The organism is Pseudomonas sp. NPDC089392 (assembly GCF_044749595.1).
GTDB lineage: Bacteria > Pseudomonadota > Gammaproteobacteria > Pseudomonadales > Pseudomonadaceae > Aquipseudomonas.
The window spans coordinates 15,085-38,272 of record NZ_JBIVIF010000041.1; the positions used below are offsets into that span (position 1 = coordinate 15,085).

General features: G+C 57.4%; 19 protein-coding genes. All 19 read right to left on the minus strand.

Annotated features, from left to right (window positions below; all coding sequences use genetic code 11):
* Window position 1 precedes the first annotated feature (1 nt).
* A complete protein-coding gene (locus ACIP1G_RS25650) occupies window positions 2-1,144 on the minus strand; it encodes a glycosyltransferase family 4 protein (RefSeq protein WP_400742015.1) in 1,143 nt (380 codons plus the stop codon).
* Window positions 1,141-1,764: a CatB-related O-acetyltransferase gene (locus tag ACIP1G_RS25655; protein WP_400742018.1), complete on the minus strand. Its 624-nt coding sequence runs from the start codon at window positions 1,762-1,764 to the stop codon at window positions 1,141-1,143. Before ACIP1G_RS25655 ends, ACIP1G_RS25650 begins: the two co-directional genes overlap by 4 nt.
* Window positions 1,746-3,128, minus strand: coding sequence for a hypothetical protein (locus ACIP1G_RS25660; RefSeq protein ID WP_400742021.1), 1,383 nt, complete (start codon window positions 3,126-3,128; stop codon window positions 1,746-1,748). Before ACIP1G_RS25660 ends, ACIP1G_RS25655 begins: the two co-directional genes overlap by 19 nt.
* Before the next feature lie 99 nt (window positions 3,129-3,227).
* Complete coding sequence (locus tag ACIP1G_RS25665; RefSeq protein WP_400742024.1) at window positions 3,228-4,511, minus strand: oligosaccharide flippase family protein; 1,284 nt, start codon at window positions 4,509-4,511, stop codon at window positions 3,228-3,230.
* Entirely contained in the window at window positions 4,508-5,605 is a 1,098-nt protein-coding gene (locus ACIP1G_RS25670) for a DegT/DnrJ/EryC1/StrS family aminotransferase (protein ID WP_400742026.1), read from the minus strand. Before ACIP1G_RS25670 ends, ACIP1G_RS25665 begins: the two co-directional genes overlap by 4 nt.
* Window positions 5,606-5,607: 2 nt before the next feature.
* Window positions 5,608-6,183, minus strand: a complete 576-nt coding sequence (gene wbpD / locus ACIP1G_RS25675) for a UDP-2-acetamido-3-amino-2,3-dideoxy-D-glucuronate N-acetyltransferase (protein WP_400742029.1) — start codon at window positions 6,181-6,183, stop codon at window positions 5,608-5,610.
* Window positions 6,180-8,012 carry an acyltransferase family protein gene (locus ACIP1G_RS25680; RefSeq protein WP_400742083.1) on the minus strand — a complete coding sequence of 611 codons (1,833 nt, stop codon included), beginning with the start codon at window positions 8,010-8,012 and terminating at the stop codon, window positions 6,180-6,182. The genes wbpD and ACIP1G_RS25680 overlap by 4 nt, the downstream gene beginning before the upstream one ends.
* 133 nt (window positions 8,013-8,145) lie before the next feature.
* Window positions 8,146-9,096: a UDP-N-acetyl-2-amino-2-deoxy-D-glucuronate oxidase gene (gene wbpB / locus ACIP1G_RS25685; protein WP_400742030.1), complete on the minus strand. Its 951-nt coding sequence runs from the start codon at window positions 9,094-9,096 to the stop codon at window positions 8,146-8,148.
* Window positions 9,097-9,166: 70 nt separating this feature from the next.
* The gene (wbpA, locus tag ACIP1G_RS25690) at window positions 9,167-10,480 is read right to left on the minus strand and encodes a UDP-N-acetyl-D-glucosamine 6-dehydrogenase (RefSeq protein ID WP_400742033.1); all 1,314 of its coding nucleotides are present in this window, start codon (window positions 10,478-10,480) and stop codon (window positions 9,167-9,169) included.
* Between the two features lie 291 nt (window positions 10,481-10,771).
* A complete protein-coding gene (locus ACIP1G_RS25695; RefSeq protein WP_400742035.1) occupies window positions 10,772-11,824 on the minus strand; it encodes an LPS O-antigen chain length determinant protein WzzB in 1,053 nt (350 codons plus the stop codon).
* 220 nt (window positions 11,825-12,044) lie between these two features.
* Complete coding sequence (locus tag ACIP1G_RS25700) at window positions 12,045-13,472, minus strand: MBL fold metallo-hydrolase RNA specificity domain-containing protein (protein ID WP_400742037.1); 1,428 nt, start codon at window positions 13,470-13,472, stop codon at window positions 12,045-12,047.
* Window positions 13,473-13,574: 102 nt separating this feature from the next.
* Entirely contained in the window at window positions 13,575-13,838 is a 264-nt protein-coding gene (locus ACIP1G_RS25705; protein WP_133978595.1) for a lipopolysaccharide assembly protein LapA domain-containing protein, read from the minus strand.
* Between the two features lie 19 nt (window positions 13,839-13,857).
* The gene (ihfB, locus tag ACIP1G_RS25710) at window positions 13,858-14,160 is read right to left on the minus strand and encodes an integration host factor subunit beta (RefSeq protein ID WP_010952810.1); all 303 of its coding nucleotides are present in this window, start codon (window positions 14,158-14,160) and stop codon (window positions 13,858-13,860) included.
* A gap of 595 nt (window positions 14,161-14,755) precedes the next feature.
* The gene (locus tag ACIP1G_RS25715; RefSeq protein ID WP_400742041.1) at window positions 14,756-15,820 is read right to left on the minus strand and encodes an acyltransferase family protein; all 1,065 of its coding nucleotides are present in this window, start codon (window positions 15,818-15,820) and stop codon (window positions 14,756-14,758) included.
* 84 nt (window positions 15,821-15,904) lie between these two features.
* On the minus strand, window positions 15,905-17,581 hold the full coding sequence (gene rpsA / locus ACIP1G_RS25720) for a 30S ribosomal protein S1 (RefSeq protein WP_003252673.1): 1,677 nt from the start codon (window positions 17,579-17,581) through the stop codon (window positions 15,905-15,907).
* A gap of 124 nt (window positions 17,582-17,705) precedes the next feature.
* Window positions 17,706-18,392: a (d)CMP kinase gene (cmk, locus tag ACIP1G_RS25725; RefSeq protein ID WP_400742043.1), complete on the minus strand. Its 687-nt coding sequence runs from the start codon at window positions 18,390-18,392 to the stop codon at window positions 17,706-17,708.
* Window positions 18,389-20,596 (minus strand): bifunctional prephenate dehydrogenase/3-phosphoshikimate 1-carboxyvinyltransferase, encoded by a 2,208-nt coding sequence (locus tag ACIP1G_RS25730; RefSeq protein ID WP_400742086.1) that lies wholly within the window; start codon window positions 20,594-20,596, stop codon window positions 18,389-18,391. The genes cmk and ACIP1G_RS25730 overlap by 4 nt, the downstream gene beginning before the upstream one ends.
* Window positions 20,597-20,840: 244 nt before the next feature.
* On the minus strand, window positions 20,841-21,935 hold the full coding sequence (gene pheA / locus ACIP1G_RS25735; protein ID WP_400742046.1) for a prephenate dehydratase: 1,095 nt from the start codon (window positions 21,933-21,935) through the stop codon (window positions 20,841-20,843).
* Window positions 21,935-23,020 carry a 3-phosphoserine/phosphohydroxythreonine transaminase gene (gene serC, locus ACIP1G_RS25740; protein ID WP_400742047.1) on the minus strand — a complete coding sequence of 362 codons (1,086 nt, stop codon included), beginning with the start codon at window positions 23,018-23,020 and terminating at the stop codon, window positions 21,935-21,937. The genes pheA and serC overlap by 1 nt, the downstream gene beginning before the upstream one ends.
* Window positions 23,021-23,188 lie beyond the last annotated feature (168 nt).

Below are 23,188 nucleotides of genomic sequence, written 5' to 3' on the forward strand. Positions count from 1 at the left end.
ATTAGGTCAACAGGCGCTTTGCCATGCGGCGATAGTCCAAAAGACTCGAAGCGATTTCGTAAGACCGCCTCGAGTAAGTATCCAGTATTCCAGGGTCTGCCTCAATCTTGGCAAAGGCGCGAAGCAATTCGTTTTCATCGCGAACGGCCCATCCATTCCCCTGCACAAACGGAACATGGCTGCGCACGTCGGCAACGATAACAGGCCGGCGGGCGCACAGGCTCATCTGCATTGTCGCTGACTGGCTGCCTGGTTGGACATACACATCAGCCGCACACAACAAGCCATATAATTCGTCGGCAGATTTCCAGCCCAGGAAAGTGATGCGCGAATCCTTGGCAATCAGCGCACGCGCCTCCTCAGCAATAGCGTCATGCAACTGCCCAACAATCAAGAAGCGGAAATGTTCAGACTTTAATTGCGAGAACGCCCGAAGGCTTTGCACCAGCTTCTTTTTCGCATCGAATTTTCCGGACTGAATAAACACTGTTTGACCAGAGTCAAGCCCCAGCAACGCGCGTGTTTCAGCGCGAATTTTTGTGTAGCTTGTATCATCGGCGATCTTTCCGCCCAGCGGGAAAAACTCCATCGCCGCATCATCGATGCCGTATCGTTCGCGGCAAAAATCGAGCGTTTCCTGAGAAATGCAAAGCACTTTATCTATAGCGGGTAGCGCCGCCCTGATGATGGGACGGTAGTAAAAATTGTGCAGCAGTTTTGACAACGTGCTCACTGCGCTATTATTTGCATCCTCATGGCTATCGACATAAAGCTTAACTTCCGGGTGCTTACGCTTGTAGCGTGCGGCGGTGCGCAATTCCCAGCCACACAACCCATGAAACATGATCACATCGGGAGCAAACGTCTCAAGAATTCGCTCCAGGCCCTTATGCATCCGAAGTTTCTTTTTCAAAAAGAACGGGCCGACCCCACCGTAAGGTAACCGTATAACCCGCGCGCCATCCGTGCCCATGTAGTCCCCTGGCGTGGTATAGCCAAGGGTCAAGTTATCCAAATAGGTTTCCGTGGACGCCACCACCAATACATCGTGACCAGTATCTACGTGCTCGCGCACCAACTCATTTTCCTGATACCGATAACCATCGATATAGAAACATGACACACACAGATGAATAATCTTCATAGCAAATTCTGACTTTTCAAAAAAGCTTCTGGGTCGGTGAAATGCGCAGCAGCCGCACTCAATTGCTCGTCCGATAGTTCCCACCAACGGCTTTTCAGAAGCCCCTCGATGATGGGTTCGCTAAATCTGTAACGTATCAAGCGCGCGGGGTTGCCGCCATAGATAGCATACGGAGGGACGTCCTTGGTGACCACGCTGCCCATGCCTATCACGGCCCCGGTTCCGATCGTAACCCCGCCCTTGATCAAAACGCCCTCGCCGATCCAGACATCGTGCCCTATGGTCGTGGTGGGCTCCCAGCGGTAGTCATGCCGGGAGAACTTTTTCTTGATACTCTCTTTATGCGCCAGAAATACCGGGCTGGTCGAGACATACTCGATGGGGTGCCGCGCGCCCCCTACCACAACATTATTGGCAACTGAGCAAAATGAGCCCACAGTCGTTCTTATGAACGTGCAATCGTAGCCGCAGAAGCTGTGCTCGCCAAAACGCGTAGAAAACAACGTACTGCCCGACTCCACTTTCGAACTACGAGGAATATGCGAGTCGATCAGCGCAGAGCCTCGTGATTTTTTAAGTACTCGCGAGATAATATATCCAATCACAGCCGATGCCCCCATAGCTTTATTCTGAATTTGTCAAACCATAGCATGGCAATCCACAGCCCCCCGCCAAAGGACGCCAACATGGTTGAAAAAGGACCATTGGTGCTGATGAATGCGAGAGGGAAAAGCGCCGTCAGCAGCAGCACCTTGTTCCACCCTTGGGACACCCAATCCAGTGCAATCAACCAGGCTGTGTAAAGCATGAAGATGACCAGCACACCGGGGCCGCCAGCAGCGGCGACGCCATCGGTGGCCACAAAACTGGCATTAGACTGACTTTGCACGCCGAGCACCCGCTCAGCCAGAATTTTACCCAGGGCCGGCCATTTCTCATCAGTTGCAAACGCTGCGGGGACATCCGCCAGCCGACCGATACCAGACACATGAGCCCAGTACGTAAAACCTTGCGTACCGAAGAGATCATAATACTGGGTAACGAACAAGCCAGGGCAGGCAATTAAACGCGTATAAAAATAGAAGCCCAACTCCCTGAAAATACCCACCTGATCGTACAGCTCTGCAATCAGGAATATCATCACCCCACCGCCCGCAAACAAATACGCTGGGCTATCAGGATTGCTGCCACGCCCTTTGAAAATTAACGCGATCATGAACATTGCGAAAGGCATCAGCAGCACGGTTCGCTCAGCCGTGATCATGAACACAAAAATAAAGCCTGCAAAACCAAGCAGCGCAATCAGGACGCGCTTTGACATCAAGCCGGTAGCAAAAAGCACCGGTGAGAAAAAGTAAGCCAAGTAAACCTGGCAGTAGCCTATGAACAAAGAGGTTGCCGCCCCCTTTTCCCGTTGCGCGTAAATATCATCCATGCCCGAAAATGAAAGAACATCCCGATACGTCAGGAACAAGACCAGGAAGCACGTTAGCGAGCCCAGCACGCACGTCAGCAACAATGGCCTTGAAAACGACCTGGAATCATCACTCTGCAGAGGAACACAGCGAACAGCCAAGCAACACCCTACAAGACCGATGCAAAAGCAAAAGAACACCCAGAAGTACCGGTCAATGGAATCTTCATGGTTAAGCATTCCGGTGACGACCGCTGGCAGGTAGACGCAAAACACCAAGGCATAGATAAATAGAGAGGACGGCCTTGTCAGATACAATGGCATGACAAAAACAGGAACCACCGCCAATATGAGGATAAGCAGCATATTGCTCAGGTTAAAATGAGGCGCATTGAACCCCCAAAAAGCCTGCACTAGAGAAAGATATTTATCATGGCCATAAACGAGAGCGAAAACATAAAATACCACCGCTACCAAAAGTTTTAGGCGCGCCACATTTACCAGTGCCAGAGAGCTTGGCAACACTGAAGTGCCCTGCTCCGTATAGCGACCCGCAACTTCATTGTCCATTATGATCTATCTCTCTCGGTTAGCCGGCGCATCGGAATTCCACTCGATACCATTTACTTGCCAATCATGCCAAGGGCTCTCGCTGGGTCAATCACCCCATCAAACCCCTTCCATTGCCGTCGCGCCCTTCCTGACCGCATGCCCGATCAAGAAATGAGCGAATAAAAGATCTAGAAGATAGACAGCCGACACCTGCACGACATAAAAAATCAAGAACGTTTTGAAATCCAGGCCGAGATGAGTGGCGAGCGCGAGCAGCACGCCTGTAGCCGTCAACCTGAAAACATGTAATGCGGGCAAATACCAGTTGTAGCGAAGCACCAATGAGACGCGATCCAAGGGCGTGCTGACGAACGCACTGAGCGCGGCCACCATCAGAACTTGCGCATACAGCCCCGCATCATGCCACTGGCCTCCCAAGACAAACGGATAAAGCCAGGGGGACAAAATACCGGCGCACAAATAGATTGGAACTCCGAATAGCACCAGCTTTCGTATAGTCATGCTCCAAAGCCCTCTAAGGACAAGCGGTTCCTCCGCGTGCAACGCTGCACGCTGGTAGAAAACCTGGCCAATGGCTGCGCCAATTAGTCCAGAAGGAAGAAAGATGGTTGCCATGACCATCGAAAACTGGCCAAGTATTTCCGTACCGTACACGGCCGATATGTAGAAAATAGGTGCCGCACTGCTGACGGTGACCAGGATGTGCGACATCACCAGGGCGTTGGCACCGCTGGCATGCTTTTTTAAAGGGCTCACAGCATCAGGCACATGCGCACGCGTGCCAAAGACAAGGTTTTTAGAGTAAGGCAGAAGGGCGCCAATCTTGCCCAACGCACTAAACAACGTGGTAAAAATCAGGCCGCTCGCGGTAACCGCCGCCAACAGCGCACCCGAGGCAACATAGGCTGATTTGCCAAATACCTCCGACAGTGCGGAAACTTTGTAGGCACCTGAGCGCTGGGCATTATGTTGAAAGGCCAACGCCAGGGACACAAGAAATGCGCTAAGCGGTGCAATGACCAACACATGAGCGCCTTGCTCAACCGACAACAAATGCGCAATCTCCGCCGAGAATGCGTACAGTGCAACGGTCAGCACAACACCCGATACAACGCCAAGCTTTATTATCCCAGAGAACAGCCAACGCGCCTGCTGGTCGTCTTTAAGCATCTGGAAAAAATATTCATATCGCCAGGTCATGATTCCCGCAAAAAACATTACAAGCTGCAGAAAAATATTCTGCACGGCGAATTCCTGAGGCGCATACAGCCTCGACAACAGCGGAATACCCAATACCCCGACAACCTGGGCAATCGTATTGCCTGAAGCTTGCAAAAAAATGTCTCGCCAATACGACGAGACATATTTCAAAACTTTCATTTACGCGTACCGCACGCGGTAATCAGAGCGTCCACTACCAATTTGATCTCGGCCTCGCTCAAGTAAGGGTGCATCGGCAAGCTCAAGACTTTAGTCGCCAGCGCGTCCCCGACCGGGAGATAAGCGTCAGAAGCGACTGCGGTTTGCTTGTTAAGAGGGATTGGGTAGTGAACCACGCTTGGCACACCACTCGCCTTCAACTCAGCCTGGACTTTCTCTCGATCCTCGACCTGGACAGTAAATTGGGCATAAACCGAGGCATTACCCTCTGCAATGTGAGGGAGCTTGATTGAGTCCTGCCCACTCAACAGCTCAGCGTAGCGCTTCGCCACTTGCTGACGAAGTACTATTTCACTATCAAAAATATCGAGCTTGGCCAGAAGTACTGCGGCCTGCAGAGTATCGAGCCGGCTGTTGACGCCTACCCTTACGTGGTGATAGCGCTTTTCCTGGCCGTGCCGGGCAATTTGGCGAATAACCAGAGCAAGTGCTGGGTCATTCGTGAAGATCGCGCCACCATCACCATAACCGCCAAGTGGTTTGCTTGGGAAAAAACTGGTGCATGCCACTGTAGTCAACCCACAGGAGCGTTGCCCCTTGTAAGTAGCCCCGAAGCTCTGCGCAGCATCCTCAATAACCGGTATGTTATATTTTTTTGCAACCTGGTTGATCGCATCAAAATCAGCGCACTGCCCATACAGCGACACGGGCACTATCGCTTTCGTACGGGGGGTAATGGCAGCCTCCAGCTTTGCAACATCCAGGTTGCATGTGCGCTCATCAACATCCACGTACACAGGCTTGGCGCCGAGCAATGCAACAGTTTCAGCCGTGGCAATATAGGTGAAACCAGGCGTGATCACCTCGTCACCAGGCCCGATACCGAGTGCCATTTGAACAATTTGCAAGGCGTCAGTACCGTTGGCACAGGTGATGCAGTGAGCCACCCCCACATAAGCCGCCAGCCGCTCCTCCAACTCGGCTACTTCAGGGCCCAGGATGTACTGGCCATGACTCAATACGCGCTGGATACCGGCGTCGATAGTCGCCTTGATGCGTGCTTGTTGCTGTTTCAGGTCAATGAACTCAATCATGGTCAAACATCCAGTTTTTCAAGGAAATTGCCGCGCACTACATACGTTGCCCCGGTGTGTGAGCAAATGGCCTGGCCATCTGCGCCTACATCCAGTTGCTCGCCAAACTCACTCATCCAGCCGATCTGCTTGGCCGGCACGCCGACCATCAACGCATAAGCTGGTACATCCTTGTTGACCACTGCGCCTGCACCTACAAAAGCAAATTCGCCAATGGTGACACCGCAAACAATCGTGCAGTTTGCCCCCAGCGTCGCGCCCTTCTTCACAAGCGTGTCGCGATACTGGTCCTTGCGCTCAATGAGCGAGCGCGGGTTGTAGACGTTGGTAAAGACCATGCTTGGCCCGCAGAACACCCCTTCCTCCAGCGTGACATTGTCGTAGACCGACACGTTGTTCTGAATTTTGCAGCCGTCACCAATCACAACCTTGTTGCCGACAAAGACGTTTTGCCCAAGGGACACGCCTGCGCCAATCCGGGCGCCGCCACATACATGCACGAAATGCCATACGCGCGAGTCTTTGCCAATCTGCGCGCCTTCATCGACGATTGCACTGGGGTGCTGATAATGATTCATTGCTTGAGACTCACGCTGGATGGAGTTGGGTCGAACAGCTGTTGTAGCTGCCCACCGGCAAAATGCCCGTAGCGACGCGCCCCGATCTCATTGAGATGATGGTTATCCTGGTAGATAAGATCACCGTCCTGGTAGGGTGCGTCAGCGAAAAAGCTTGAATCGGAAAAATCCACATAATGCACGCCCGGGATGCCCGCAGTGAGCGCCGCGACCTGCTGGTTCGCTACTATCCATTCGCTGTTGAACATCAGGGTAGCTGGCAACCCGAGCTCCCTGAAGCGCCGAACCCTCTGCACATCCGAACGGAACATTGGCACCTGCCCCAGGACCACAACCTGCTTGTGGGCGGCTGCCGCATCATTCAGAAATGCCTGCAAGGCGTTGACGAATGCCGGGCTCGGCATCTGGTATTGCCACATACCTGCAATGATCACTTTATCCATTGTCAGCAATGCCTGTTTCACTGCGATGATTTGTGACCGGCAAGGCTGCTGGGCGTAATCAGGCAGGCGCTCAACGTCGAAACCAGGGATGGGCACGCAACTGCTGGCAGTGAGCACGCGATACGCTACGCCCTGTTCGCTACCCGCCTGATCCAGAAAGTAATTGAGCTGAGCGGCATGACTGTCGCCAATCACCAGAACCGAGGGTATGGCGCTGGCCAGGCCGCGCTTGCATTCACCTACCTGTTGCCCATGGCAAATCAGCTCTGGCGCCGCATAACGAGCTTGCTCCAGAGGCACCGGCGAAACAATCAGCGGGTTCAACCTGGCACTCAGCAAGACAATCGAGGCAATCCCGGCCGCAGCCAGCGCAAAACTGGGAGCCAAACGTCGAGCACCCGACAACTTGCGAGCCGGTTGCTCGACAAATCGATAGGAAAGCCACGCCAGGGCGAACGAGGCGACCAATGCAACGAACAGCCATCCCACGTTCAACTCGTACCGCCCTACGTAATAGCGAATGAACGCCAAAACCGGCCAGTGCCACAGGTACAGGGAATAGGAAATACCGCCAACCCACACCAGCACAGGAGTGGACAGCAACCTGTTGACCGGGCCGCGTCGCGCAGCGATCACCAGCGCAGCCCCGACGCAGGGCAAGACCGACCAATAACCGGGGAACTGCGCTTTATCAATCAGGACGAAGCTGACAGCAAGCAAGGCTGCGCCAAGCAGGCCGAACATCACCGAAAGCTGTGCAGGTATCTCTCGATGCCGAAGGCCAAGCGCGACCACCCCGCCAAGCAGGAACTCAGGCATACGGGCAAGCAGCGAAAAATACGCGCGAGCGGCTTCACCGCCCGAGACCCTGATGCCGCTCCATATGAACAGACCCGCTGCGAACAGCGACAGGGCCGGTAAACGCCAGGAACGCGGCAGGCACAGCAGCAACAGGGGGAAGAACAGATAGAACTGCATCTCGATCGCGAGCGACCAGGTATGCAGCAGGGGCAGCTCCTCTGCGCGAGGGGCAAAATAACTGCCGAAATCCGCAAAGTACTGGTTACTGGTAAAAAGGGCTGCCGACTTCACGCTCTGGCGAAAAAACTCGAAATCAGCGCTTAGAAACAGGATGGCCGACACCACGCTGACAATCGCCAGCATGATGGCGTACGCCGGAATAATTCGCTTGATGCGGTTTACGTAGAACGACGGCAGATGGATCTTGCGCCCCGGCTCCGTTAGCAAAGCCGTGATGATGAAACCCGAAATGACGAAAAAGACATCTACGCCAACATACCCCGACAGGAGCCATGAGCTATTCATGTGGTATGCAAGCACGGCAAGGACTGCTACCGCTCGCAGCCCTTGAACATCCAGGCGGATATCCTTGCTCGGTGATGGCGAGCTCGATGTCTTCAGCGATATTTCGTTATTGTTAAACACGCTACCCAAGACCTTGAAAACATTTGCCCAGCGAGGAAACGGGCGACCTCACGGCCGCCGGTATCACGAGATTTCAGCGCGCCAGACTTAGCACAAACGGATGCGCCTCGTTGTCTTTGGCCTGAACCATAGGTGCGCTGCGAATAACGTTTACGGTCTCCACGCAGTGGCGTGCGTCTTCGATGCCGTAACCCCGCCCGGCGAGGATTTCTTCATAGCTGGTGGTGTGCAGGTCGGTAAAGCCTTCGGAAAACTCCATTTCTTCGCCATCCACCGTGATTGACCGGTAGGTTGGCTTTTTACCTTTGACGGACTCGGGCAGATCATTCGCATCGACGGAGAGGAACCAACGCACGCGCGCTTTTTCGTATTCGAGGTAACCGGCAGCCTTGTGCTCCGACGAGTAATGCACGACGTTGCGCTGCAGCTTTCCGAAGATGAAATGCAACATGTCGTAGAAGTGCACACCGATGTTGGTTGCCACCCCAAAAGACTTGCGCGGGTCACCTTTCCAGCTCTTCAGGTACCACTTGCCGCGCGAAGTGATGTAGGTGAGGTCGACTTCGTACTTGTGGTCACGGTTCTCGGCCGCCACCTTGTCCTTCAGGTTGATGATCGCCTGGTGATGGCGCAACTGCAGGATGTTGTACAGGCGCTTGCCGGTTTCCTGCTCGATGAGCGAAAGCTGATCGAGCATTTCCGGGGTTGGCACCAGTGGCTTTTCGCAGATGACATCACAACCCAGGCGCAGGCCAGCTGCGATGTGCGGGTAGTGCAAGTAGTTTGGCGAGCAAATGGAAACGTAATCCAGCGCAGTCGCCGCGTCACGCTTCAGGGTATGGGCGTGCTCGAGGAAAAATTCGAACTCGGTGAAAAACTCACTTTGAGGCGAGATGCTGTCGATGATCCCGACCGAGTCATTGATGTCGTAGGCGGAAACCAGGCGGTTGCCGGTGTCCTTGATGGCGCGCATGTGTCGAGGGGCAATGTAACCAGCTGCGCCGATCAGAGCGAAATTCTTCATGGTGCTTCCTTCGAAAACAGTGAAACCGCCCGGCAGCTGGCCGGGCGGAGCGTCAGGGCTCTCCGCGGGCTCAAGCCTTGATGATATGAGCCGCCGGAGTGCGGTACTTGCCACGGCTATCGACGATCAGTTTCGCCCGCGCCTCGATCAATGCGTAGTCGAACCTGTCGTGATCCGTGGCAAGTACCACGGCATCAAAGCTGGCAAGGTTGTCTGCGGTCAGCGGCTCGCTGCTGAGATCGAAATGGTGCTCGCGCATCCGGGGGAAGACAGGTACATGGGGGTCGCTGTAGGCCACGACACCACCCTTCGCCTGGATCAACTCCATGATCTCCACCGAAGGCGATTCGCGCATATCGTCGACGTTCTTCTTGTACGCGATGCCCAGTACAAGGATCCGGCTGCCTTTCAAGGCTTTGCCAGCATTGTTCAACCCGTCCATCAGTTTGCTCAGGACATACTCTGGCATGGCCTGGTTGACTTCACCGGACAGCTCGATGAAACGGGTATTCACGCCGTATTCACGGGCTTTCCAGGTCAGGTAGAACGGATCGATCGGAATGCAGTGCCCGCCAAGGCCCGGGCCTGGGTAATAGGCAGTGAAACCGAAGGGCTTGGTCGCTGCCGCGTCCACCACTTCGAAGATGTCGATGCCCATTCGATCAGCGACAATTTTCATTTCGTTGACCAAGCCGATATTCACCGCACGGTGTATGTTCTCAAGCAGCTTGGTCATTTCGGCCGCTTTGGTCGAACTGACCGGAACGACGTGGTCGATCGCCTGATCGTAGAGGGCAATACCGACCTCCAGGCAGCTTGGTGTATGGCCGCCAATGACCTTTGGGATCGTGCGCGTCTCAAAGTTCACGTTCCCCGGGTCTTCACGCTCTGGCGAATAGACCAGGAAGATATTTTCGCCTACCGTCAAGCCGCCTTCCTGCACACGAGGCAGCAGCTCCTCTTCGGTTGTGCCGGGGTAGGTGGTACTTTCCAGCGAGACGACTTGCCCCGCACGCAGGTACGGTTTGATTGCATCCGTCGTGTTGATGACGAAGCTCATGTCCGGTTCGCGGTACTTGTTAAGCGGTGTGGGTACACAAAGAATGAGCGCATCACACTCGGCCGCGCGACTGAAATCTGTAGTTGCTTCAAACCCGGTCTGGCGGGCGTCGGAAATTTTTTCAGCGGAGATATGTTCGATATAACTTTGACCCGCATTGAGCCGATCAACTTTTACTTCATCAATATCAATACCCAACACCCTGAAGCCAATAGCGTTGTAACGCAGCATCAGGGGCAGGCCAACATAGCCGAGCCCGACAATACCGACCAAGGCCGTTTTGCTCTTGAACTTCTCAACCGCCTGTTTCTTGATATCAGTCATATCGCGCAACTCACCCTTTTATATTACCCGCCTGCGCGCACGGCAGGAGACGGGGTGCTAAAAATGTCCGTGTCACCCAATGGCTGGATAAACTCCAGCCCAGTACAGTACGACGTCCGGCGCTCAACGCGCCGTGTTCCGTCGCAGACAGCTACTAAAACAGGGAGCTCGCAAAACACCCGCGAGCTCATGCCCCGCAACAGTACACCGTCTCGGTAATCTGAGCTACCGGCGCCTGCATCCGCGCAGCGATGGAGGACGCGGGGCAAAAAACAATACTAAGCTTGCTAATTAACGCACCGACGCTCCGCGCCTGCTCCACAAATCCTTGGCGACTGCAACCACGAACCCAGCACCAAGCCCCAAAACCAAACTAAGCAATACAATAAGTGACTTTTTCGGCTTGATCGGCTGATCAGGCACTTCGACTGCACCGTCCTGTTCGAACACCTGAATTACCGACGGGTCAAGCTTGAGTTCACGATAAAAAGTTACTTTTTCTTGCCTTGGACGCAACCCTTCGATAAACGGCTCATCAGATGCGCGGGCTTCGAGCGTAGCAATTTCAGCCTCAAGTGCTTTACTACCGCGCATGTAGGTCAAAGACCCACCCATTGCTGCAGAAACCTGGGCTGACAGCGGCTCCGCAATCAGCGGTGGCTTCTCAAGCCCAACAGACTTTGCAACAGCCAAGGCCTCTTTCAACTGGGTGATACGGTCCTCTCTCTCCTTACGCGCGCTACGTTGAGCACCGTCGATCTGGTTTTGCAGGTTATCTGCCTTGATCAACATGTCACTGCGGTTACTTTCCAGCATCTCGCGCTTTGCGCTTTCTGCAGCAAGCTCGTTAAAAGCCACCACCCACTTCGCCGCCTGCTGAGGGTCGGATACCGCTACAGTAACTGCATAACGAGTGGATGACCCCTTGCCTGCCGGGGCTACCGTAAGCACTTTGTTAAAGTCGCTGTACAAACCATTGCGCGAACCATTACGGCGCTCTTCGCTCACGCTCGGAAAATACACATCACGGAAAAATTTGTTACGTACAGATTCCGACTGCAAAGCCTGCAGGTGTGTCTCGTAAACCTCTTTCACAGTAATAGGCGCTAGGCCGGAGTCTCCCCCACGACCGAAATTCAGCTGCGCGATGTCGTTTTGTGTCGGCGGCTCGACAAATAATTTCGCCTCATAGACCGGCGTAGCCAGCAACGCGTATGCAACACCCGCCGCCACAATGGGAGCAGCGACAAGTCCAACCCATAGCTTCTGGCGCCAGACACCTTGGATCAAGTCAAAAAGTTCAATTTCATCGTTACGCTGAGGGCGTTGAGGTTCACTAAGCATTTATTCTGATTATCCTGAGATCCGTCTAACATCATTGAAGCTTTGACTGCCACACGCGCCGTACCGACTCCCTGAAGCGTTGCGTCATTCTGCTATCTGTACACGATTGCTCTCGCGCAGGCAAACGTGGCTGATTCGAAAAACGTAGGAGGGGTTAGAACGATAATGATGCCAGATGTTCCTCAGTTTCATCTCAAGCCCAATATGAGGCGCTGAACGGTCAGGAAGGCATGAGTACTGAGGGGACTCTACCTTGGCGCGCAAACGCTTGCTCAAGGACGTTTCTCAGCATTTTCTTCGCTTTTGCCTCACCGTGAACAAGGATCACCTTGGCAGGTTTGCTTGCTGTAGCGAAGGCAACCAGCCCCTCCTGATCCGCATGTGCCGAGTACCCACCCAGGCTCATCACTTTGGCATGGATACCATACATCTGCCCATCCAGGTCGACCTGCACAAAACCCTGCACACCTTCACAGGCCTGGATAACCGCCCCTGGCGTGCCCTTGGCCTGATACCCCACGAACAGCACCTCATGGCGCGAATCACCGAGCATGGCCTTGAGGTAATTGACGATGCGCCCACCCGAACACATGCCATTGCCAGCGATGACGATTGCCGGGCGCCCGGTGCTCTTGAGGTAATTGACCACTTGCTGGTGCTTGGCATGGCTATCAACGCAGATCAGCTGGTTGAACCCGAGCGGGTCACGCCCTTCAGCAAGCCGCGCCCTCGCCTCTTCGTTCCAGAACGCATGCAATTCCCGGTATACGCCAGTGATACGCTGGGCCAATGGCGAGTCCAGAATAATGGGCAATTGGGACCATTCGAAGGGATCACCTCCGGTCGATTGGGCTGAATCACCCAACAATGCCTTGCGATGCAGAATATCTTCCAGCTCGTACAGCAGTTCCTGCGTACGCCCCAGGCTGAATGCCGGGATGAGAATGGCGCCCTTGTCTGCCAGGGCACGATCGATTGCGGCCTCCAACTGTTGCTGACGATCGCCAGCCACTGGGTGCAAGCGGTCACCGTAGGTGCTTTCCAGCACGAGCACATCGGCCCGCTCCGGGGGCTGGAGCGGACGCAGCAAAGGGTTGACGGAACGGCCCAGGTCACCTGAAAACACGTAGCGGGTGTTTGCCTGCCCAAGCAGCAGGTCGCACTCGACATAAGCCGAACCCAGCAGGTGCCCTGCACGCTGAAGGCGAATACGGCATTCCAGACCCGGCTCAAGGACAACGTCATGCCACTGCTCGAACGGCAAGGGCACAATCAACCCTTCAACAAACTCAAGATACCGCGCCACATGAGCAGGCTCCGGACTGATGCTTAGCTTGTAGGCGTCTTCCAGCACCAGCGGAAGCAGCCTGGCAGAAGGCTCGCTGCAGAATATCGGGCCCCGGTAGCCCGCCGCCAGCAAAGCGGGTATGCGGCCGACGTGGTCGAGGTGCACATGGGTAATGATCAGCGCCCGGGTGCCCTGGATATCAAAACCAAGAGCGGCGGACTCTGAACCGGGCAGCGCATCGGCGCCCTGTTCCACACCGCAGTCGACCAGCAAGCTGGTGGACGGGTCCAGGTGCAACTGGTGACAGGACCCGGTGACGCCCCGGGTACCGCCGTGATGGGAAAGACAGGGATATTCCATGCTACGCACACTCACCAGGGCTGAAAATGAAGTGGGCTATTACTCCACGACAGTCAGCCGGCGTATAGGCGAGCCTTTCCTAGAGAGACGTAGGAATTTTCTTTAGTTACCGCTCAGTGCCGCCTGGCGGGCAGAAGCCTTGATCTTGCGCTTGCTGCGCTGCACACCGTAGGCACCCAGCAACGGCCCGACTGCCAGGCCAATGACCAGGGCGGCCAGCACCACTACGGCAACCGGCATGGCCGGTGCTGCCCAGCCGAACAGGACCAACGACACGGTTTGCTGGTTCTCCAGCACGAAGAACAGCACCACAGCCGCCAACAGCAGCACGAATACCGCCGCCAGGGCGCGCTTGAGGTTACGCATCAGATTGCTCCTTGTGGAATCAGGTGTGGGCCTCTTCATGCTCGTCTTCATTGACCCGGTCGCGCAACTCTTTGCCGGGCTTGAAGTGCGGCACGAACTTGCCTTCAAGGCTGACCGACTGGCCAGTCTTCGGGTTACGGCCCACACGCGGTGCGCGATAGTGCAGCGAGAAGCTGCCAAAACCGCGGATCTCGATGCGATCGCCGGTGGCAAGGCATTGTGACATCTGCTCAAGCATGGTCTTGATGGCCAGCTCCACGTCCTTGGACGAGAGCAGCCCCTGATGGGTGACAATACGTTCGATCAGCTCCGACTTCGTCATATTTTTCCCTTCGTTATCAAGCAGCTAGATCATTGCTTAACCAGTTTGTAGCACGCTGGGAGGGATTTGAACAGAGTGGTTCTTGACTTAATAAAAAAATTCAAGATTGAAGTTTTACAAGAATGGTCTAGCCGGCGGGCGTTGGCAGGGCCGGCGAACACCGGCGCAGCCGGTGCCATGCACCGCGCTGGATTCTTCGCGGCTAAAGCCGCTCCCACAGGTACAGCGTCAACTTGAAGCCAGCGCAATCCCTGTGGGAGCGGGCGTGCCCGCGAAGCAGGCGACACGGTGGATGGCACCGCTTTGCCGGTGTTCGCGGCTGAAGCCGCTCCTACGCCGGCACAGCGTAAGCCTGAAACCTGCGCAGTATCTGTGGGAGCGGGTTCACCCGCGAAGCAGGCGATGTGGTGGGTGGCACCGGCTTTGCCGGTGTTCGCGGCTGAAGCCGCTCCTACGCCGGCACAGCGTAAGCCTGAAACCTGCTGTGGGAGCGGGTTCACCCGCGAAACAGGCGACACGGTGGGTGGCACCGGCTTTGCCGGTGTTCGCGGCTGAAGCCGCTCCTACAAGGACAGCGCATGGCTTGAATTGGCGACTAAGCCAATTGCCGCCGAGAGCTCGCCGGGGAAAAGCGCTTTTTCATGGCCAGGGCAGGTTTCTCGACCAGCTCCCACGACACATACCCGGCAAAACATGACGCCGGCACGGCAGCCAGCATCAACCAGTAAGGCCCGGCCGAGGGCATCGCCATTGCCAACACCTGCTGAATCGGGAATGCATACAGGTAGATACCGTACGAGTAATCCTGCACAAACGCAGGCAGCTTCAACGGCGGGCAATACGCAACGTACAACGTGCCGTACAACGTCAGCAGGGCAAACGCAAACACCTCAAAGCGCCCACCCTTGGCCACCAAGAACAACGCAACACAGGCAAACAACAGCCACCGGCTATACGGGATCACCGCTCGCCACGCATAGAACGTCGCCCCCGCCAGGAAACACACCACCAGCTTGAACGGGTACTCCGCAAAGGCTGGATGCAAGGTGTACAACCCCAGCGCAATCGCCAGCGCCGCAAGCGTGAGCCCCGCCAGCGGCCAGCGGCAAACCTTGGCCACCAGCACCAGCACCCACAGCACCACGTACATGCGCATTTCCAACGGAATGGTCCACAAGCTGCCATTCACCGAGGCCCCATAGAAGCGCGGGGTAAAGCCCACACCAGGCAACAGGAACTGGGCATCCTTGAAAACCAGCAGCGGACTGTAGACGTACCTGTAAACCTGGCGCTGGGAAAAATACTCAGAAAGCGGCAGCGAGGTAACGATAGGCCCCAGCACAAAGGCCATGAGCAACAGGCAGACCAGCAAGCCTGGCAAGATCCGTAATGCACGGGCCAGGTAGAAGTCTTTGGCGCTGTTCTTTTCGCCACTGGCAGCGATCAAAAACCCGCTGACCATGAAGAACACCTCCACGCCCAGGCTATGAACGGGCACCGGCATCCCCAGCTGCAGGCCCGGGTCGGTGCAACTCAGGCACTCCAGGTAGGAGAGCGCAAAGGAATGCCCCACCACCACGGCGATTGCCGCTAGCAGCCTGATAATCAGGAAATTGTTATCGCGCCCCCGACCTTCCATGACATCGCCGAAAATCAGCATCACACGATCCCTCGACATGGCCTTCTTTCAGCATAAAAAAAAAGCGACCCGAGGGTCGCTTTTTTTTTACCGATCAAACAGAACTTAGTTCTGCTTGGCCATTGCTTCGCGCAGCAGCGCAGCCATGGTGGTGTCGGCAGCCGCTTCCGGAGCGTTTTTCAGGCTCTGGATGGCTTCACGCTCTTCAGCGTCGTCTTTCGATTTGATCGACAGGCTGATAACGCGGGATTTGCGGTCAACGCTGATGATCTTGGCTTCGATCTCTTCGCCTTCCTTCAGAACGTTACGCGCGTCTTCAACGCGGTCACGGCTGATTTCGGAAGCTTTCAGAGTAGCTTCGATGTCGTCGGCCAGGGTGACGATGGCGCCTTTGGCGTCAACTTCTTTCACGATGCCCTTGACGATAGCGCCCTTGTCATTGACAGCAACGAAGTTGGAGAACGGATCGTCTTCCAGCTGCTTGATGCCCAGGGAGATGCGCTCGCGCTCTGGGTCGACCGACAGGATGACGGTTTCCAGCTCGTCGCCCTTCTTGAAACGACGTACGGCTTCTTCGCCGGTTTCGTTCCAGGAGATGTCGGACAGGTGAACCAGGCCGTCGATGCCGCCGTCCAGACCAATGAAGATACCGAAGTCGGTGATCGACTTGATGGTACCGGTGATCTTGTCACCCTTGTTGAACTGGCCGGAGAAGTCTTCCCATGGGTTGGACTTGCACTGCTTGATGCCCAGGGAGATACGACGACGCTCTTCGTCGATGTCCAGAACCATGACTTCCACTTCGTCGCCAACCTGAACGACTTTCGACGGGTGGATGTTCTTGTTGGTCCAGTCCATTTCGGAAACGTGTACCAGACCTTCAACGCCTTCTTCCAGCTCAGCGAAGCAGCCGTAGTCGGTCAGGTTGGTAACGCGAGCTTGTACGCGAGTACCTTCTGGGTAACGGGCAGTGATAGCTACCCACGGATCTTCGCCCATCTGCTTCAGACCCAGCGAAACGCGGTTGCGCTCACGGTCGAACTTCAGAACGCGTACGTCGACTTCGTCGCCAACGTTAACGATTTCCGATGGGTGCTTGATGCGCTTCCAAGCCATGTCGGTGATGTGCAGCAGGCCGTCGATACCGCCCAGGTCCACGAATGCGCCGTAGTCGGTGAGGTTCTTGACGATACCTTTGACTTGCTGGCCTTCCTGCAGGGTTTCCAGCAGGGCTTCGCGCTCGGCGGAGTTCTCGGCTTCCAGCACGCTGCGACGGGAAACGACAACGTTGTTGCGCTTCTGGTCCAGCTTGATGACCTTGAATTCCAGCTCTTTGCCTTCCAGGTGGGTGGTGTCGCGCACTGGGCGGACATCAACCAGGGAGCCCGGCAGGAACGCACGGATGCCGTTAACGTCGACAGTGAAGCCGCCTTTAACCTTACCGTTGATAACGCCCTTGACCACTTCTTCGGCGGCGAAAGCTGCTTCCAGAACAATCCAGCACTCGGCGCGCTTGGCTTTTTCACGGGACAGTTTGGTTTCGCCAAAGCCGTCTTCGACCGCGTCCAGCGCAACGTGAACTTCGTCACCGACCTTGATGGTCAGTTCGCCAGCTTCGTTGTAGAACTGCTCGAGCGGGATGACACCCTCGGACTTCAGGCCAGCGTGTACGGTAACCCAGTCGCCGTCGATGTCGACAACGATACCGGTGATGATCGCACCCGGCTGAAGATTGAGGGTTTTCAGGCTTTCTTCAAAGAGTTCTGCAAAGCTTTCGCTCATTTTAATTCCTGTAGATTCGGGCGAAACAAACGCCCCTCGCCACATTCCAGACAATGTGGGTCTGTTTTAAGTAAAGGAAAGCCGGCAAGACGTTGACTGGTGAACCTGCCTGCTCTCCTGGCTATCAGAGAAGGTCGCGCTGGGCGATCTCGCTCCTGATACGTTCCAACACCTGCTCGATGGACAACTCGGTAGAGTCCAACTGAATGGCATCGGCCGCTGGTTTCAGCGGGGCCACTGCACGCTGGGTGTCGCGCTCATCACGCGCACGAATCTCATCCAGCAGACTCGACAGACTAACATCTTCGCCCTTGCCCTTCAACTGCAGGTAGCGGCGACGTGCCCGCTCCTCTGCGCTGGCAGTGAGGAAAACCTTCAACGGCGCGTCCGGGAACACCACGGTACCCATGTCGCGACCGTCAGCAATCAGGCCCGGTGCCTCGCGGAACTCGCGCTGACGCACCAGCAGCGCATCACGCACGGCTGGCAGCGAGGCAACCATCGACGCACCGGCGCCGACGGTTTCGGTGCGGATGACGTTACTGACGTCCTCACCCTCAAGGATGATCTGTTGCAGCTTACCGGGCTCGGCAGCGATGAACTGCACATCCAGATGGGCGGCAAGCTTGGTCAGCAGCTCTTCGTTGGTCAGGTCGACGCCGTGGTTGCTGGCGTTGAACGCCAGCAAGCGGTACAGCGCGCCGGAGTCCAGCAGCTTCCAACCCAGCTCGCGGGCCAGCAAGCCGGCGACTGTACCCTTGCCCGAGCCGCTTGGCCCGTCGATAGTGATAACCGGTGCCAGCGAACTCACGACTTGCCCTCTTCTGCCACGCGGATGCCGACTTCGGCGCACAGCGCCAGGAAGTTGGGGAACGAGGTGGCGACGTTGGCGCAGTCATGGATGCGGATCGGCGCGCTGGCGCGCAGCGAGGCGACGCTGAAGGCCATGGCAATGCGGTGGTCACCGTGACCATGCACTTCACCACCACCCAGCTGGCCGCCGTCGATGATGATGCCGTCCGGGGTCGGCTCGCACTTGATACCCAGGGTGATCAGGCCGTCGGCCATGACCTGGATACGGTCGGACTCCTTCACCCGCAGCTCTTCGGCGCCACGCAGCACGGTACGCCCTTCGGCGCAGGCGGCGGCAACGAACAGTACCGGGAACTCGTCGATGGCCAGCGGCACCAGCGCTTCAGGGATGTCGATACCTTTCAGCTTGGCACCGCGCACGCGCAGGTCAGCCACCGGCTCGCCGCCGACTTCACGCTGGTTTTCCAGGGTGATGTCACCGCCCATCAGGCGCAGGATGTCGATTACACCGGTACGGGTCGGGTTGATGCCGACATGTTCCAGCACCAGCTCTGAGCCTTCGGCGATGGACGCAGCCACCAGGAAGAACGCTGCCGAGGAAATGTCGGCCGGCACTTCGATACGGGTGGCGGTCAGCTTGCCACCGGACTGCAACGAAGCCACCGGGCCATTGCTTTCGACCGAGTAGCCAAAGCCGCGCAGCATGCGTTCGGTGTGGTCACGGGTAGGTGCAGGCTCGGTGACGGTGGTCTTGCCTTCGGCGTACAGGCCAGCCAGCAGCAGGCAGGATTTGACCTGGGCGCTGGCCATTGGCAGCGTGTAGGTCAGCCCCTTGAGCTTGTGGCCACCGCGGATGGTCAGCGGCGGGCGGCCTTCCGGGCCGGTCTCGACCACGGCACCCATTTCACGCAGCGGGTTGGCCACACGGTTCATCGGGCGCTTGGACAGCGAGGCGTCGCCGGTCATGGTCACGTCGAACGACTGGCCGGCCAACAGGCCCGACAGCAGGCGCATCGAGGTACCGGAGTTACCCACGTACAGCGGCCCGGGTGGCGGCTTGAGGCCGTGCAGGCCAACGCCGTGAATGGTCACGCGACCGTGGTTGGGGCCTTCGATGACCACACCCATGTCACGGAATGCCTGCAGGGTCGCCAGCGCGTCTTCACCTTCGAGGAAGCCTTCGACCTCGGTGGTGCCCTCGGCCAGCGAGCCGAGCATGATCGAGCGGTGGGAAATCGACTTGTCGCCCGGTACACGGATCCGCCCGTTCAGGCGGCCACCCGGTTGGGCCAGGAAAATCAGATCGTTGGCGTTCATAGCGTCCACATAGGCCCGGCGGGCCAGGATTTTACTGAAATGCTCGCGGGCCACCCGAGCGCGGGTGAATACACCCAGCAGCTGGTGCCCGTCCCCTTCAGCGATCGCGTCGCGCAAGGCGTCGAGATCACTGCGATATGTATCAAGTGTGCGCAGGACAGCATCGCGGTTGGCGAGGAAGATGTCGTGCCACATGGTCGGGTCGCTGCCGGCGATTCTTGTAAAATCGCGGAAGCCACCCGCAGCGTACCGGAAGATCTCAAGGTTTTCATTGCGCTTGGCCAGCGAATCGACCAGGCCAAAGGCCAGCAAGTGCGGCAGGTGGCTGGTGGCGGCCAGCACTTCGTCATGGCGCTCGACCGGCATGTGCTCGACATCGGCATCCAAAGCGCGCCACAGGCGGTCGACCAGGGCCAGCGCGGCCGGGTCGGTTTCTGCCAGCGGCGTAAGGATGACCTTGTGCCGGCGGAACAGGGTGGCGTTGGAGGCCTCTACCCCGCTCTGCTCGGAACCGGCGATGGGGTGGCCGGGAACGAAGCGCGGCAGGCGCTCACCGAAGACGGCTCGCGCCTCACGCACGACGTTGCCCTTGGCGCTGCCGACGTCGGTGATGATTGCATCGCCCAGGTCGAGTTGGGCCAGGCGTGCCAGGACTTTTTCCATGGCCAGGATCGGCACGGCCAGCTGGATGACATCAGCGCCGACGCAGGCTGCGGCGAGGTCTTCTTCGCAGCGGTCGACCACGCCCAGGGCCACGGCCTGCTTGCGCGAGGGGGCGTCCAGATCGACACCGACCACTTCGCGGCACAGGCCGCTTTCACGCAGGCCCTTGGCGAACGAGCCACCGATCAGGCCGAGGCCGACCACGACCAGGCGGTTGATGATTGGTGCGGGTTTGGTTTTTGCTGCTTTTACCACTGGTGCGAACCCTGTTCAGAAATCTAGACAGCCTGTGAGGGCCATTGGGGCTGCTTTGCAGCCCATCGCGACACAAGGCCGCTCCTACAGGGACCGTGCGAACCTGTAGATTGCCCTTGCGCAGGTACCACACAATGGCAACGCTTGCGCGGTATCTGTAGGAGCGGCCTTGTGTCGCGATGGGGCGCGAAGCGACCCCAACCCTCTCAAATCAAAGCACCGCCTTTGGATAAGAGCCCAGCACCTTCAGCGCCACAGCTTCCTGGCTGATCTGCTCAAGCACCGCTTTGATCAGCGGGTCGCGGTGGTGGCCAACGAAGTCGATGAAGAACACGTAGGTCCACTTGCCGCTGCGCGACGGGCGGGTCTCGATGCGGGTCAGGTCGATGCCGTTCTCATGGAACGGTACCAGCAGCTCATGCAGCGCACCCGGCTTGTTGCTCATCGAAACGATGATGGAAGTCTTGTCGTCGCCAGTCGGCGGCACTTCCTGGTTACCGATCATCAGGAAGCGCGTGGAGTTGTCCGGGCGGTCTTCGATCTTTTCGGCCAGGCGGGTCAACCCGTACAGGTTGGCTGCCATATCGCCGGCGATCGCCGCCGAATTCCACTCACCCTTGACCCGTTTGGCCGCCTCGGCATTGCTCGAAACCGCCACGCGCTCCACGTTCGGGTAGTGCGCGTCCAGCCACTTGCGGCACTGGGCCAGGGACTGGGCGTGGGAGTAGATGCGGGTGATGCTGTCGGTCTTGGTGCTCTCGCCCACCAGCAGGTGGTGGTGGATACGCAGCTCGACTTCGCCGCAAATCACCATGTCGTGCTCAAGGAAGCTGTCCAGCGTGTGGCTGACCGCACCTTCGGTGGAGTTTTCCACCGGCACCACACCGAAGTTGACGGCACCGGCCGCCACTTCACGGAACACTTCGTCGATGGCCGCCATCGGCCGGCTGATTACCGCATGGCCGAAGTGCTTCATGGCCGCAGCCTGGGTGAAGGTACCTTCTGGGCCGAGGTAGGCGATTTTCAGCGGCTCTTCCAGGGCCAGGCACGACGACATGATTTCGCGGAACAGCCGCGCCATTTCTTCGTTGCCCAATGGACCCTTGTTGCGCTCCATCACGCGCTTGAGCACGGCTGCTTCACGCTCGGGGCGGTAGAACACCGGCTTCTCGCCTTCTTTCAGCGAGGCGGTCTTGACCCGGGCAACTTCTTCGGCGCAACGGGCGCGGTCGCTGATCAGCTCGAGGATTTTCTCGTCGAGGCTGTCGATGCGTACGCGCAGCGCCTTGAGCTCCTGTTCGGACATCAGCCGTGCTCCTTCTCGAATTCAGCCATGTAGCCCACCAGCGCTTCTACCGCCTCCAGGCCCAGGGCGTTGTAGATGGAAGCGCGCATGCCGCCTACCGAGCGATGGCCCTTGAGGTTGAGCAGGCCGCGCGCGTCGGCACCGGCGAGGAAGGCCTTGTCCAGGCGCTCGTCAGCCAGGCGGAATGGCACGTTCATCCACGAACGGGCGTTGACGCTGATCGGGTTGGTGTAGAACTCGCTGTTGTCGATGAAGCCGTACAGGCGGTCTTTCTTGGCGCGGTTGCGCTGCTCCATGGCGTCGACGCCACCCTGCTCTTTCAGCCACTCGAACACCAGGCCCGAGAGGTACCAGGAGTAGGTGGCCGGGGTGTTGTACATCGAGCCGTTGTCGGCCGAGACCTTGTAGTCGAGCATGGTCGGGCAGCTGCTGCGGGCGTGGCCCAGCAGGTCTTCACGCACGATCACCACCACCAGGCCGCTTGGGCCGATGTTCTTCTGCGCACCGGCGTAGATCAGGCCGTACTGCGACACGTCGATCGGGCGCGAGAGGATGTCAGACGACATGTCGACCACCAGCGGCACGTCACCGGTCTCGGGCACCCAGTCAAACTGCAAGCCACCGATGGTCTCGTTGGACGCATAGTGCACGTAGGCAGCGTTCTTGGTCAGCTTCCACTCGTTCTGACCCGGAATGGCCAGGTAGTCGTAGGGCTTGGCACTGGCGGCGACGTTGATGTTGCCGAAGCGACGCGCTTCCTCGATGGCCTTTTTCGACCAGATACCGGTCTCGACGTAGTCGGCGGTGCCGCTCTCCGGCAGCAGGTTCAGCGGGATTTCGGCGAACTGCTGGCTGGCGCCGCCCTGCAGGAACAGCACCTTGTAGTTGGAGGGGACGGACAGCAGGTCACGCAGGTCCTGCTCGGCCTTTTCGGCGATGGCCACGTAGTCGTCGCTGCGATGGCTCATTTCCATCACCGACAAGCCCTTGCCACGCCAGTCCAGCATTTCGGCCTGGGCGCGCTGCAAGACAGCGTCAGGAAGCGCGGCAGGGCCTGCGCAGAAGTTAAAGGCTCGTTTGCTCACATCCACTCTCGCTCTGCCAAATGGTACAAATTCGTTGTTGCATGCCACGCACTGCTCTTTGTAGGAGCAGCCTTGTGCTGCGAATGGGCCGCACAGCGGCCCCGGCAAATCCACGCATTGACGCTGAAATCCTGGGGCCGCTTCGCGCCCCATTCGCAGCACAAGGCT